We start from the raw sequence: 13,092 nt of genomic DNA on the forward strand, positions 1-13,092 counted from the left end.
ACGAAGCCTTCATGACCCTCGCCGCAGCCATCATCTGCTGGCGACGCCTCGTCCGCTGATTCTGTTAGGACCTCTAAGTCGCGGCGGGCCGTCCACACCACCCCGCCGGACGGCCCGCCGCACACCACGCCCCAGGGTCACGCCACGCGTACACCGGCCGCCCTCACCCGCGGGACCGGCCCAGTCCCGCCCCTCACCGCGCGCCGTCCAAGACAGCCAACACGCACCGGCACACCCCAGCCCCTTGCTCCCGCCCGTTCAACTCCAGGCGCAGCACGCCCACCGGCTGAGCACGACCCACCCCGCGCCCCATCTCATCCACCGGCCGGGCCGCGCCCGCCGAGGAACCTCCGGCCGCCCCGGCCCGCACGCGTCGATACCGCCTCCAGCACGCCCCCGCATGGGACGCCCCACCGCACACCACCACACTTAAGCTGGCAGGCCCGTTTCGTCCGTTTCTAACCCGATGCGGTTTTGTTGAGCGCTGCGACTTGCGCGAAGGCGAAGAGCTCCCGGCCGACTGAGTTTCAATCCGATGCGGTTTTGTTGAGCGCTGCGACCCACGTTCCCCTCGCACCGATCGCCGACGGACCGCTGTTTCAATCCGATACGGTTTTGTTGAGCGCTGCGACAGTACCTCAAATTATGGGGGTCTGACCTGCACGTTTGCAAGATCATGCGCCAACCTCCCTCGAAGCGATCTTGAAGAGGCGTCGGAAACGATCTTGGATGAGGCGTTTATGCAGGTCAGTCGGTGTTTTTGAGGTGTGCGCCAACCTATAAACACTTCCCTAATACACTGGAAGGCGGTTCGCTCGCTTGTCGCAGGCTGGGGACGAGACGAGACGAGGCTCCTGTGACGGCTGCTGGAGCAGATGGTCTGCGACGGGTGAGTACGGCGGCGCAGGTGACTGGCAGCAGCATGGGGCCGGGATGGACGCGCTGATAGCGTCGCTGTTCGGCCTTGGAGTGGGGGCCAGGTCGGCGGCCCCAGCGCGACTGCTGCGACGCGACAAGCCATGGACGCGGGGTTGTCGATCGTGTACGACCGCATCGTCCAGTACGCCTTTCCGCAGGTTCCCGGTGCTCACCTGGATCCGCCGTCGAGAGGGGCGGCTCACGCCCGCCGCCTCCAGCCTCTTGATGACAGGCTACATAAGCCACGCAGTGCTAGGCGAGGCCCTTGTATTGATCGGGAATCGGGCGAAGACTGCGGGCATGGCAGCCGACTTCGCCGAGGTTTGGGAACGCATCCGCCACCATGCCGGCGCGGAATTTCACACGATCCTCGGGCGCCCGTTCGTGTACGAGGTCCCCGGCAACTACCTGCGGACCAACAGGACCAACCGCAACCTGCCGAGGTCGAACTTCGCGAAGGCACTGGCGGTGATGCCCGTCGATGGTCCAGGGGCCATCCCCGAGTGTCAGGGGCCGTCGTACACGTGGGCGATTCTGATGGATCCGCGCATCCGAGGTGACAGTTGGTGATCCGCCTTCACGTCCGACGACCCTACGGATGTTGAGCAGATGTCCCTCCAAGACCCTTCCCCGCTGCTCGATCAACTCAAGCTCGGGCGGGAGGAGTACTGCCAGCGGCTGCTGACCATGCTGATCCTGGATGGGGCCTATCCGAAATGGAACGGCCGGAACCGTCCCGGCGCCAAGGGCATCGAGTTCCTTCGCGCGCTGGACACGCTGTGTTTCGACGCCGCGCCCTGGACGGGCGCCCCGCTGTTCGTCGACGAGTTCGAGTTGCCGAAACGGCATGACGCCGAGGCCGGCGCGGCACCGGACTACGCGCTGCTCTAGTGTCGTGTGAATGAAGTACTTGGACGGTTTTGGCTGGTGCGGTTGAATGAGGCATGGCTGTTGCTGTGCCGCTTGAGGTGGCCGAGGACGATGCGCGGGAACTGCGGTCGTGGGTGCGGTCGCCTTCCATGCCGTCGGGGCTGGTGACGCGGGCCAGGGTCGTGCTGCTGGCCGCCGAGGGGGTGCCGAACGCGCAGATCGCCCGCCGGTTGGAGGTCTCGCGGCAGACGGTGGTGACCTGGCGGAACCGGTACCGGACAGCGGGGCTGGCCGGGCTGGACGACCGGCCGCGGTCGGGGCGCCCGCCGGTGGTGGACCAGGCGCAGGTGGTGGTCCGCACCTTGGAGGGCCCGCCCGAGCGGCTGGGAGTGACGCACTGGTCGTCGCGGCTGCTGGCGGCCGAGCTGGGCATCTCCAACGGCGCGATCGCCAAGGTGTGGCGCAAGTGGAAGATCCAGCCGTGGCGCAGCGAGACCTTCAAGTTCTCCACCGACCCCGAACTGGACGCCAAGGTCCGCGACATCGTCGGGCTGTATCTGGCCCCGCCCGACAAGGCCGTGGTGGTCTGCGTGGACGAGAAGTCGCAGATCCAGGCGCTGGACCGGACCGCGCCGATGCTGCCGGTCCGGCCCGGTCTGGCCGAACGACGCACCCACGACTACGTCCGGCACGGCACCACCACGCTGTTCGCCGCACTGGAGATCGCCACCGGCCGCGTCACCGCCGACGCCTGCCATGCCCGGCACCGCCACACCGAGTTCCTGCGCTTCCTCAAGCAGGTCGCCAAGGCCCATCCACGGGTGAAACTGCACGTGATCTGCGACAACTACGGCACCCACAAGCACCCCAGGGTCCAAGCGTGGCTGGCACGCAACCCCCGGATCACCCTGCATTTCACCCCGACCTCCTGCTCGTGGCTGAACCTGGTCGAGGTCTTCTTCGGCATCATCACCCGCCAGGCCATCCGCCGCGGCACCTTCACCTGCGTAAACGACCTCATCGAAGCCATCCGCCGCTTCATCGACGCCTACAACGACCGCTGCGAACCGTTCACATGGACCAAGACCGCCGACGAAATCCTCGAACACGCCACCCCACGCCGTCCAAGAACTTCATTCACGCGACACTAGGACGACCGGCTCTGGGTGATCGAATTGAAGACCGAGACCGCGAGTCACCGTCCCGCGCAGATACCGGCATATCTCACACTCGCCGATCACCACTATCCCGGGTACGGCATCGACCTGACCTACCTGACGCCTCCGATGGCATGGGCTGCGTCCCCGCCTCCCGACTACTCACGTCTCGCGCATTTCACCTGGGCCGAGATCACGCCTGTCCTCCAAACCGTGTGGGTTACCGGAACCGCGGCTGAACGGCAGGTACTCACCCTCCTCACCGACGCCTTGGACAGCATCGGCACGAGATGGCGCAGTACGCATCCGGGATCGTCCACCAGAGCGGAGGCACGACCGATCGAGCCTGGCCCACAGGAGGATCTACAGCGGCGCACAAACCAGGAGTCGCTCCTCGACGAGCTGATGGCGCTGGCGGAAGCGACCGCCCAGGACGGACGGCAGCGGGGGCTCAACAGGTCCGTCGGCGGCCTTGGGGACCTACAACGTCTGCGGGTCGCCGCTCGTCAGCGCATCGGTGCCGCACCTCCTCCCGCAGCGGACCGGCGCGTACGGCCATGGATCTGGAACGCCGGCACCAGCGGCGGCCGTCCGCTCACTCAGCCCGGCGCTCGGACGGGCTTTGAGCTTCGCCTTTCCCGGTACCGCGCCCTGGCAGACTGACCTACAGCCACCACCTCCCACATTTCATGCGTCCTGTGTCGCCGGGTCGTCGTCTCGCGGTTCGTCCATCCGTTGCGGGTGTACGTGCCGGTCGAGACGGAGGGGGCCTTATGGGAAAGACGATCCGAATCAACGGGGTGGACGTTCCGGTGATCGCCGACCAGCTCAACGGAGAGGAGATCAAGCGGCTCGCGGGAATCGACGCCGACCGGGTACTGGTCCAGCAAGAGAAGGACCGCAACGTCATCGTCCCCGACGCCAAGCGGCTGCGCGTTGCCGACAATGACACCTTCACCCACCACGCCCGGCACTCCAAGGCGCAAGCCGTCACCCGCCGGACCGCGCGGCTGCGAGTGGAGGCGGCGACGCTGGCGGCGGCTTACCCCGGGTTGAGGATCGCCGACGACGAGTCATATGTGTTCATCAGCGGTTTCCGACTACCGGCGGGCTGGGTGCCCGACCGTGCGGAGGTCCTGATCGTCCCTCCGGCGGCCTACCCCGAATGCGCGCCGGACGGGTTCTACCTGACCGCCAAGCTGCAGCGCCGGAAGGGCGGGCAACTCGTCGCGCCGGGCCACTACATCCGCGACTACCACAACCCCTACGCCCACCTCGGCTACCACTGGTACTGCCTTGAGGACCCCGAACGCCACTGGCGAGCCGACCAGGATTCCTTGATCACCTTCGTGGAGGCGATCCGCACCTACCTCGGGACGGCGGACTGATGCGCTGCGTACTGCGACTGCCCGCCCAGGTTTGGCGACCGGCCGAACGGCATCTGCTGGCCTCCTCGTCCGAGCGGATGGCCTACCTGCTGGCCCGCGCGAGCCGCTGGACCGACCCGTGGGGACGCCGGACGACGGACCTGCTCGTCCGCCAGGCCCTCCTCATCCCGGACGAAGTCCTGCACGTCCAATCACCCGTCCGCGCCGAAGTCGACCCCGGCTTCACTCAGCAGGTACTGCGCGCCTGCTACGAGACCGGGATGTCCCTGGTCGACGTGCACACCCACCCGTTCGGCGGCGGGCCAGTCTGGTTCTCCGGGCACGACGAACAGAACATGCGCCTCACCCACGCCGAATTCGCCGCGAGTATGCCCGACGCCCCACCCATCGCCGCCGCGTCCCTGGTCCTCGGGCCCGGCGGGCTGGCAGGCGCATGGTCCCCACACCCACGCGAACTCGCGCCGCTCGACGCCTGCGTCCTGCTCGACGACACCCTCAGCGAGGTCCCGCTATGTACACCGTGAACCTCGTCCGCGAACCCGACCGTCACGATCGGCAAGTCCGCGCTTTCGGCCGCGACGGACAGAACCAGCTGCGCGCCGCCACCGTGGCCGTCGTCGGCGCAGGCGGGATCGGCTCACTGATCATCCAAGGCCTCGCCCACCTCGGCATCGGACGACTGATCATCATGGACCCCGACCAAGTCGAACCGACTAACCTCAACCGTCTCGCAGGCGCGACCCCCACCGACGCCCGCAACGGCACGTCCAAGACCGAGATCGCTGCACGGGCCGTACGGCGAATCGCCCCGGACATCCCTGTTCAGACGAGCCGGGCCAGCGTCCTGGACACGGAAGCGTGGCTGTCGCTGCGCTGCGCCGACCTGATCTTCGGCGCGGTCGACGGCCACGCCCCGCGCTGGGCGCTCAACGCAATGGCCGTCCAATACGCCCGCCCCTACATCGACACCGGCGCCGAAATCACCCGCAGCGGGGACGGCTCACTCGACGTGTCCGGCCACGTCGCGACCGTAGCGCCGGGCGGGCCATGCCTGCTCTGCCTATCGGGCTACGACCCCTCAACCGCGTCCATGGAACTCGACCCGGCCCTCACCGCCGCCAAACGCAGCGCCGGCTACCTCCGCGACGCCCCGGACGAACCCACACCCAGCGTCATCTTCCTCAACCAGACCATCGCCGGCATCGCCCTCGGCGAAGCCCTCAACCTACTCACCGGCTGGCACCACCCACGCCCCTACACCCTCATCGACCTCAGCAGTCCCTCACTCACCCCCATCGACGCCGAACGCGACTTCGACTGCCCCGCCTGCGGACCCGACTCCCTCCGCGCTGAAGGCGACTCCGCACCCCCACCGCACTTCTCCGTCCCGTCACCGCCTCCACAACCTTGACTTCAACAACACAAGCGCGCGGCCCCAGAACTTGGGGCTGCGCGCTTTCTATTGTCGACCAGTCTTAATTCCGAAATACCCGATGCGGTTTTGTGCGGCTCTGCGATGGGGGTCTCAACTCGATCGACCAGCGGCGCGACGGCAGTTTCAATCCGATGCGGTTTTGTGCGGCTCTGCGACAGTACCTCAGATTATGGGGGTCTGGCCTGCGGGTTTGCAAGATCATGCGCCAACCTCCCTCGGAGCGATCTTGAAGACGTCTCCAAGATGATCTTCAGACCATCGTTTGCGCAGGTCAGCATGCATTTTGGGAGTGTGCGCCAACCTCCGCGCCATTCCTGAAATGGCGGGACGGGGCTTCGTCCATCGGTTGTGAGCATGAGGACATACGACGAGACGAGGCCGGTGTCACGACTGGTCGAGCGGATGACCGGCGACCGGGTGCTGTGGGCCGCCTGGTCCCGCGTGGCCGCCGGCAGTGGGATGGCGGGGGCGGACGGGGTCACCGCGGCCGTGTTCGGGCGTGAGGTGGGGCCGCGGCTGACGTCGCTGGCCGCATTATTGCGGGAGGGACGGTACCGGGCGCAGCCACTCCGGCCGCTGCGGTTGATGCGAGGAGGCAAGCTTCGGACGCGGGGCCTGCCGACCGTGTGCGACCGCATCGTTCAGCGCGCCTTCCTGAACGTTCATGGCTCGCGGTTGAATCCCGCGAACCCTGTCAGTTTCTCATACCGGCCCGGACGGTCGTGGCTGAACGCACTCGAGCAGGTGCAGCGCCATCGCGATTCCGGGCTCAGATGGGTACTACGCACGGACATCGCGGATTTCTTCGCCGAGGTCGATCACAGTCTGCTACTGGAGGAAGTCACCGCACGAGTGAGCGACTTCCATCTCGCTGAACTCGTCCGTTCCTGGGTTCGCGCGCCGTGGCTCATGCCGGAAGGGATCCTGGAGCGGCAGCGAGGGCTGCCCGAAGGCGCGCCGATCAGTCCTGCGCTCGCGGAGTTCTTCCTCGCCGGCTTCGACCGCGAAGTGGACGGGCAGTCGGGCTGGCTGGTCCGTTACGCAGACGACCTGACCGTGCTGTGCACGGGGCCGGACCAGGCGATCGAGGCCCTCAGGGACGTGGACAGGGCATTGACCAGGCGAGGCCTGCGCATCAACTCGGACAAGACCTTCATCGCCGACTTCGAATTCGGGTTCACCCTTGGAGGCACCCGGTGCCGGCCACGTGCTCGCGCGGCGCCGGCAGTTGGAGCGGCACAGCGATCCGTCCGACCGGCTGGAACTGTCGCGTGTTCTGGTCGCCGGGAAGATCCGCAACCAGCATGTGCTGCTGCGCCGCCGCGCCCGCCGTGCAGAGGAACCGGACTTGGTGTGGCAGGCCGCGAGCCGGTTGTCGGCGCTGGAGGTACGGGTCGCCGAGTGCGGCGATGTCGCGCAGGTCATGGGCGTGGAGGGCGGCGCCTCCGGTGTCTACTACCGGGCCTTCGCCCGCGTGCTCGACCCGGCTCTGGGGTTCACCGGGCGCGGCCGGCGAAACGGTGACGTGGTCAACGCGCTCACCAACTACTGTTCGGCGCTGCTGCGCGAGACCGTGGTCTCCGGGCTTTTGGCAGCGGGCCTGGACCCGTACCTGTCCTTCCTGCACACTCCGGCGCGGGGTCGTCCGACACTGGCGTTCGATCTGATGGAGGAGTGGCGGCCGGTCCTGCTGGACTCCACCGTTCTGGCGCTGACCGGCCTGCGCGCGGTCACCGCCCGAGACCTCGAAGACGGCCCGGACGGTCCATGGCTGTCGTCCCAGGCCCGCAGCCAGATCATCACCCGCTTCCACGCCAGGTTGGCCGCGCCCGCACGCGGCTGGCCGGCACCCCCGGCGCAACGTACCTACGCCGACCAGCTCCGAGCCCAATGCGTCGCGCTGCGCGCCTGGATCCTCGGCGAGGCCGAAACCTATGACCCGTTCGCCTGGAGGTGACCCGATGGCAGACCACACTTCCTGGACCGTGACGTTCGACGTCGCATCCGACGCCGGACGGCGGGCGGTTAACACGCTGCTGGCCGGATACGGTCCGCGCGTCCTCTACACCGTCTACGAGATCGGCGCCGACACCGCTGAGCTGGACGAGATCGTCCGGCGGGCGAGCGAGCATCTGCGACCGGGCGACCACCTGCTGGCGCTGCCGAACTGTCCCCGTTGCAAGGTCGCACATCGTGGTGGGACAGCGGAGAGCACGGCGCCGCTGGGCTGGGTCGTGCCATGAAGGGCCCGGTGCTGATCTGCTACGACGTGTTCGACGACGGCCGCCGTGACCGGCTGCGGGCCGCGCTGGACGAGGTCGCCGACCGGTTCCAGCAGAGCGGCTGGATGATCCCGGATCTGGCGGGCCTGGACGCCCACCGCGCGGCCGCCGCCCTCGAAGGGCTGCTGGCTCCCGTCGATCGGCTGCGCATCTACGCGCCCTGCCCTGTGTGCGCCCGCGAGGTACGGACGGTCCCGGACGGGCCGCCACTCGCCCGACCGGCTTGGGTCGCAGACTGACCTCCCGGTCGCGTCCTCAATAGGGTTCCGTCAGACTCCCCGACGAGACGAAGGCCGAGGCTCGCATGCCCGCTCGCATCATCGTCCATCTCGAGCCGGCCGGTGGGCGTCCGCCCGTTCCGCCGCCGCATACCGGCCCGGCGGTCAACGCGGCCTTCCTCGCCGCGCTACGCGACTTCGGCGAAAGTGACCTGTCGTCCGCGCTTCATGAGACACGGCCGCCCAAACCGTTCGCCCTCACTCCGCTTCTGGACGAGCAGGACCGGCGAGCCGGCGCGTCCAGCGAACGGGTGCGGTTCGAGATCGGGGTCCTCGTCGACTCGTTGACCGCGCCCATCCTGCAGGCGCTCGCGGCCACCGAGAACGTGCGGGTGGCACGGTGCCTGTATCGGGTCGCAAGCGTCGGGATCGGCAGGGCCGAAGCGTTTCCGGATCTGGCCGCCGGCGCCCGGCCCGCCGACCGGTGGGCACTGCGGATCGCCACGCCCGTCGCGTTCTTCACCGCCCGCGAGGAGGGCGCCCGCCGCGTCCGGCCGTTTCCCGAGCCCGAATGGGTCCTCGCCGACCTGTACCGCAAATGGACCGCCTTCGCGCCTGACGCCCCGCTCGATGAGGCGACCAGCCAGGCGATCACGCAGAACATCGAAATCGCCGACTATCGTCTGACGATGACCGAGCACCTGCTCAAAGCCAACGTTCCGCCGGTGCGGGGCAGCGTCGGCAAGGTCGTCTACCGGGTCGCCGACACTCGCCGATCCAGTCCCGAGGCCCTCGCGAGCTTGGACACCCTCGTCCGCTTCAGTGCCTACGCCGGCATCGGTGACCGCACCACCATCGGCATGGGGCACGTCCTTCCGCAAACCCGATGACAAGCTCCGACGGATATGCGCAGCGGATCCGCGCCCGCCCTTATGGGCCGCGGGAGGTCGTGGCCGGCGGTGTCGCCGCCTGGTTCCACGGCCCTTTCGCCGTGCTGACCCTCACCGCGGAGACGGCCGTGACCATCCGAGCCGACCTCGACGACTCTCCGATCGGCGCCGACCTCATCGAATTGTTCGACGCAGCAGAATCCGAGCGCCGGGCCTGCCTGCCGCGTCCCGGCCTGCTCGTCAGTGAACAGCCACTCGCCGGCGACGCTCCGATCGTGGTGCGGCGGGTCGCCGTGCAGCCCCGGGCGGGCGGGATGTCACTCACCGTGGAGACCACCGCCAGGCCAGTCGACGCGCTGCTCAGCGTGCGTGACGCCGGGCTGATCGTCCGGGAGATCCGCCGCTGGGTGTACCGGGAGTGAACTGCTCGGACCAATCCACACCGGCGGCCGCGACCAGGATCGCCAGCCGCCGCACCAGACGCCCCGCCGGCTTCGGCGCGAGTCCCAGATTCATCGTGGCCACCGTGACCGGGTCGGCCCTGCGGCCCGCACCGACCGCGCACACCGCCGCCACGACGGCGCGATAGCTGATCCGCCGTTCCATTCGGTGGACCGAGTCATTGGCCCTGTCGGCGAGCATGCGGTGCATCGATGCTCGCGCGGCGTCCCGGTCCACCGCTGCGTCCAGCCGCTCCTGCGGGTCGGCCATGGGCACGGCAGCGACCTCGGGGAAGGGCTCGCCGATGTTGGCGGCGAAGAACGCCGGGTTGGCTTCCCGGAGCGCCCGCAACGCGTCCCCCATCCGACGGGTCGCCTCCGTGCGGGACAAGCCATGGCGTTCGCGCAGGTCGCCCGGCACATCGAACGGTTCGGCAACGCCGCGCCGGACCCGGAACACCGCGAGGATGAGCAGGTCCAGGACGGCGCCGTCCGCGCGGAGCGGGGCGGCCCACGCCGCCTGCCGCAGGTCCCTGTCGGGACGGGCCGAGGCGCCTCGCCGGACGGCGTCCTCACGCCGGACCCGCTCCTCCAGGTGACGCAGCGGGTAGTGGACGAGCTGGGCTCGGGCGGCCCGAAGCCACGCCGGTTCGCCATCGCTCCCCGGCCCCGCCAGCGGTCCGGCGAGTGCCGCGGCGTCCTCACCGCGAGCCGCCCGGGAGGTCAGATGACCGCATAGCGACGCCATCTCCCTCACCGGCTCGCCCGAACGCGTCGTCGGTAGCGGGCCGGTCAGCGCGGACCGCAGCCGAGTGAAGCTGTCGAGCAGCAGATCGTCGAGGGTGGCCTCGCATGCGGCGCACTGCCCGGTCCCCACCGGGGCCCTGCACGCACCGCCGGCGTGCCGTGCCCGGAGAAGGGGCCAGCGCGCGGCGGCGCGCAGCGCCGGAGCGGCGAGGGTGTGGAACGCGGCGAATGCGATCGCGTCATCGCGGTCTGCCAGATGGGCGATGGGCCGCACTGAACCTCCCGAGGGCATCGGAAACCCGACCGCGTCGCCCGGCACATGCCGGGAGACCACGGCCCACTCGGAAGGCGTGGAAGCCTCAAGACGCTCTTCGGCCCGAAGCCGTCGAACTGATCGCAGTATCCGCTGACACAATCGTCGGGTCAAGGAGAGGTCAAGCACGCTCCTGCGCGTGTCGATCGAGCTCGGCACAGATGCGCTCGAATCGGGTGAACAGCATGAGGTCCTCGCTCGCGTCCCGGTTGCCGCCCGCACGCAGATCCGTGATGACCTGTGTGATCAGCCGCAGCACGTACTCCTTCGCGGGCGGCTCATCAGGTTCCCGGTCACCTTGCCGGAGCCGATCAAGAAGGTGCGCGTACGGCGAGGTGTCCCGTAGCGCTACCAGGTCCTTCAGCACAGGAGATCGGGTGACGGTGTCCTTCCACAACCGCGTATCCCAGCCGAGCAGTCCGGGGCGGATCGCCTCGACGGCCACGTAGCAGGCGGGCCACGGATCGTCCGCGAGCACGCGCGCGACCAGCGCCAGTCGTTGCCGGGCAAGCCGATACCGCTCCTGTTTGCCGCCGGTCTCCGGGTCGGCGTACAGGTCGCGGTGCAGCCTGCCGACGGCCTCGCGCACCTCGTCGAGGCGCTCCGACGCGTGACCGAGGAGACGCCAGGCCGTGCGGACGTCCAACCGCCGCATCGCGCGGGCGGCCAGCGCTGCCAGCGCCACGTCCGGGCCCAGCCGGCGCAGCACCCGCCCACCGTCGCGCGCCACCGGCCGGACGCCCCGATCACGGCCCAGCTCGACGATCCGCAGCGGGCACGCGGCCGTCAACGACCACTCCAACCCGGCCGCGATCATCGCGTTGCCGACGGCCGCCGGGCCGGGGTTCAGCACCAGGACGACCTCGTCGACATCGCGCAGGCTTCCCGAACCCGCCCGGCCGGTCGCACGCCCCGCGGCCTCCAGCTCCCCCCAGATGACGTCGCGCGTCCCGGACACGTCCGGCGGCTCGTCCAGGACCGGCATCGGCAGCGGCCCCACGACCTCCGCATCGACGGAACCGTCCATTCTCAGCGAGCGCACCCACGTGGCCAGCGACTCCAGCCGCTCGCGCGTCCGCTCGGTGGCCAGCAAACGCAATCGGAAACGCCCCGGCCGAGGAAAGCGGTCATTCCTATCGGAGACCCACGTGAGCACCTCGCGCAGCGCCTGTCGGTCCTGCTCGTCGCTCTCCCCCTGCCGCCCGAGGCCCGCGGACATCAGCACCAGCACGTCCCCGCCGCCCAGCACCGGCCAAGGCGTGATGCCGCGCTGCTTCAGCAGTTTCGGAACGAGATCACTGCCCTCCCAACGATCGGCCTGTTCGGTGACCGTCCTGGGCAGAAGACCTGTCCCTGATTCGCTCAGGTGGGCTGCATGAGAGGCCGCGGCTTCAAGGAACTCGGCGAGCTGAGGGTCGCGCAGCATCGCTGCGCACTCACCGTCCGCAGGCCGCGGAAGCCGCTCCCGCGCTTGCCGGAGAAGTTCCCGGTCACCCGCCCCCCGACCCTTCCGGCTGGTCAGCCCCGTCACCAACTCCTCGACTACGTCCCGGGTGGCGGGGAACATCGCCTCGCTCTCCGACTTGAGCCGCTTGGCCAACGACTGGAGGAACCAGGCCCGCAGCAACGACTGATCGATGGCCTCGCCTCTGGCGACCCGCTCGAAGAACGCCGCCTCAACGGCCAACCCGAGTTCCGTCAGTTTGACCAGCTGGCCGGCGTTCATCCCCGGCACGCCACCGTGCCGCTTCGCCCGCCTCGCCTGCCCCACGTCCGCCCGCTGCCGAGCCGCCAACAGCCGCCACACGTCGGCGTCGTCAGGATCGAACTCGGCGAGTTCCGCCCAGAACCGATGACGCAGCAACCAGTTCCGCAGCGGTCTGTCCGCGGTGACCAGGTCCTCGAACCGGTACGGGACGCCCCGCTCGTGCACCGGTACCAGTGTGGCCGGGACGCCCCTCTCCAACGCGGCGAGCAACGCACCCGCTCCCAGCGCATAGGACCCCGATCCCGATGACACCAAGCACGCACGGGGCTCGATCTCGCCCATGACCCGTGCTGTCGGGACCCTGCAATGGCGCATCCTCGGCTCCGCGACCTCCACCACGCGCACCCGGTCGGCTGCGAAGCTCCGTCCGAACAGGCCTTCCGGCGAACACATCAGCTCCCGGAGTTGCCGCCCATAGGCGGCGAACGTCTCCGTCCCCGGTCGTTGCCGGTTGAGCGTGCCGAGCAGCACCACCCCGTCCACCTCGACACCTGCCGCCGCCAAGCCCTCGAATACCCGCCGCAGCGGACGCCGGTCCCGTCCCACCGCATCCGGCGCGCACTCGAAGTCCACCGGCCCCGCTACTTGGCCACCCGACGGAAGCCCCAGATCCCCGCCCCCCCAGCGGATGAAACAACCAAACCCCGCCCCCGCCCCCGCCCATCC

Annotated in this window: 14 protein-coding genes and 1 pseudogene; 13 read left to right on the plus strand and 2 right to left on the minus strand. The window is 69.0% G+C overall.

Going from position 1 to position 13,092, the window contains the following annotated elements; genetic code table 11:
- Positions 1-1,218 precede the first annotated feature (1,218 nt).
- The 13 genes and pseudogenes from ABD296_RS38480 to ABD296_RS38535 all read left to right on the plus strand — a co-directional run bounded on the left by ABD296_RS38480 (position 1,219) and on the right by ABD296_RS38535 (position 9,580).
- Positions 1,219-1,488 carry a hypothetical protein gene (locus tag ABD296_RS38480; protein WP_344279367.1) on the plus strand — a complete coding sequence of 90 codons (270 nt, stop codon included), beginning with the start codon at positions 1,219-1,221 and terminating at the stop codon, positions 1,486-1,488.
- Positions 1,489-1,527: 39 nt separating this feature from the next.
- Positions 1,528-1,809: a hypothetical protein gene (locus ABD296_RS38485; protein WP_344279370.1), complete on the plus strand. Its 282-nt coding sequence runs from the start codon at positions 1,528-1,530 to the stop codon at positions 1,807-1,809.
- Positions 1,810-1,862: 53 nt separating this feature from the next.
- The gene (locus ABD296_RS38490; protein ID WP_344279373.1) at positions 1,863-2,939 is read left to right on the plus strand and encodes an IS630 family transposase; all 1,077 of its coding nucleotides are present in this window, start codon (positions 1,863-1,865) and stop codon (positions 2,937-2,939) included.
- Between the two features lie 15 nt (positions 2,940-2,954).
- Positions 2,955-3,608, plus strand: a complete 654-nt coding sequence (locus ABD296_RS38495) for a hypothetical protein (RefSeq protein ID WP_344279376.1) — start codon at positions 2,955-2,957, stop codon at positions 3,606-3,608.
- Positions 3,609-3,718: 110 nt separating this feature from the next.
- Positions 3,719-4,333, plus strand: a complete 615-nt coding sequence (locus tag ABD296_RS38500) for an E2/UBC family protein (protein ID WP_344279379.1) — start codon at positions 3,719-3,721, stop codon at positions 4,331-4,333.
- A complete protein-coding gene (locus tag ABD296_RS38505; protein WP_344279382.1) occupies positions 4,333-4,857 on the plus strand; it encodes a hypothetical protein in 525 nt (174 codons plus the stop codon). Before ABD296_RS38500 ends, ABD296_RS38505 begins: the two co-directional genes overlap by 1 nt.
- Entirely contained in the window at positions 4,845-5,744 is a 900-nt protein-coding gene (locus ABD296_RS38510; protein ID WP_344279385.1) for a HesA/MoeB/ThiF family protein, read from the plus strand. Before ABD296_RS38505 ends, ABD296_RS38510 begins: the two co-directional genes overlap by 13 nt.
- Before the next feature lie 609 nt (positions 5,745-6,353).
- Positions 6,354-6,917 (plus strand): annotated as a pseudogene (locus ABD296_RS50720) (reverse transcriptase/maturase family protein); the annotation flags it as partial.
- Between the two features lie 34 nt (positions 6,918-6,951).
- Positions 6,952-7,725 carry a CRISPR-associated endonuclease Cas1 gene (gene cas1, locus ABD296_RS38515; protein ID WP_344279388.1) on the plus strand — a complete coding sequence of 258 codons (774 nt, stop codon included), beginning with the start codon at positions 6,952-6,954 and terminating at the stop codon, positions 7,723-7,725.
- A 4-nt stretch (positions 7,726-7,729) separates the two neighbouring features.
- A complete protein-coding gene (locus ABD296_RS38520; protein WP_344279391.1) occupies positions 7,730-8,011 on the plus strand; it encodes a CRISPR-associated endonuclease Cas2 in 282 nt (93 codons plus the stop codon).
- Complete coding sequence (locus ABD296_RS38525; RefSeq protein WP_344279394.1) at positions 8,008-8,289, plus strand: hypothetical protein; 282 nt, start codon at positions 8,008-8,010, stop codon at positions 8,287-8,289. Before ABD296_RS38520 ends, ABD296_RS38525 begins: the two co-directional genes overlap by 4 nt.
- 65 nt (positions 8,290-8,354) lie before the next feature.
- Positions 8,355-9,158: a CRISPR system precrRNA processing endoribonuclease RAMP protein Cas6 gene (gene cas6 / locus ABD296_RS38530; protein WP_344279397.1), complete on the plus strand. Its 804-nt coding sequence runs from the start codon at positions 8,355-8,357 to the stop codon at positions 9,156-9,158.
- The gene (locus tag ABD296_RS38535) at positions 9,155-9,580 is read left to right on the plus strand and encodes a hypothetical protein (RefSeq protein WP_344279400.1); all 426 of its coding nucleotides are present in this window, start codon (positions 9,155-9,157) and stop codon (positions 9,578-9,580) included. The genes cas6 and ABD296_RS38535 overlap by 4 nt, the downstream gene beginning before the upstream one ends.
- On the opposite strand, the gene ABD296_RS38540 is transcribed toward ABD296_RS38535, so the two are convergent.
- Both ABD296_RS38540 and ABD296_RS38545 read right to left on the minus strand, forming a co-directional pair.
- Positions 9,519-10,787 (minus strand): hypothetical protein, encoded by a 1,269-nt coding sequence (locus ABD296_RS38540; protein ID WP_344279403.1) that lies wholly within the window; start codon positions 10,785-10,787, stop codon positions 9,519-9,521. The two genes, ABD296_RS38535 and ABD296_RS38540, sit on opposite strands and share 62 nt — an antisense overlap.
- Entirely contained in the window at positions 10,780-12,999 is a 2,220-nt protein-coding gene (locus tag ABD296_RS38545) for a hypothetical protein (protein WP_344279405.1), read from the minus strand. Before ABD296_RS38545 ends, ABD296_RS38540 begins: the two co-directional genes overlap by 8 nt.
- Between the last annotated feature and the right edge of the window lie 93 nt (positions 13,000-13,092).

It is taken from the genome of Actinomadura napierensis, from assembly GCF_039529375.1.
GTDB lineage: Bacteria > Actinomycetota > Actinomycetes > Streptosporangiales > Streptosporangiaceae > Spirillospora > Spirillospora napierensis.

Bases quoted from the DNA above. Each gene is read 5' to 3' on its own strand.
- ABD296_RS38480 (WP_344279367.1), top strand. From the start codon at position 1,219: ATGGCAGCCGACTTCGCCGAGGTTTGGGAACGCATCCGCCACCATGCC.
- ABD296_RS38485 (WP_344279370.1), top strand. From the start codon at position 1,528: ATGTCCCTCCAAGACCCTTCCCCGCTGCTCGATCAACTCAAGCTCGGG.
- ABD296_RS38490 (WP_344279373.1), top strand. From the start codon at position 1,863: ATGGCTGTTGCTGTGCCGCTTGAGGTGGCCGAGGACGATGCGCGGGAA.
- ABD296_RS38500 (WP_344279379.1), top strand. From the start codon at position 3,719: ATGGGAAAGACGATCCGAATCAACGGGGTGGACGTTCCGGTGATCGCC.
- ABD296_RS38505 (WP_344279382.1), top strand. From the start codon at position 4,333: ATGCGCTGCGTACTGCGACTGCCCGCCCAGGTTTGGCGACCGGCCGAA.
- ABD296_RS38510 (WP_344279385.1), top strand. From the start codon at position 4,845: ATGTACACCGTGAACCTCGTCCGCGAACCCGACCGTCACGATCGGCAA.
- ABD296_RS38520 (WP_344279391.1), top strand. From the start codon at position 7,730: ATGGCAGACCACACTTCCTGGACCGTGACGTTCGACGTCGCATCCGAC.
- ABD296_RS38525 (WP_344279394.1), top strand. From the start codon at position 8,008: ATGAAGGGCCCGGTGCTGATCTGCTACGACGTGTTCGACGACGGCCGC.
- cas6 (WP_344279397.1), top strand. From the start codon at position 8,355: ATGCCCGCTCGCATCATCGTCCATCTCGAGCCGGCCGGTGGGCGTCCG.
- ABD296_RS38535 (WP_344279400.1), top strand. From the start codon at position 9,155: ATGACAAGCTCCGACGGATATGCGCAGCGGATCCGCGCCCGCCCTTAT.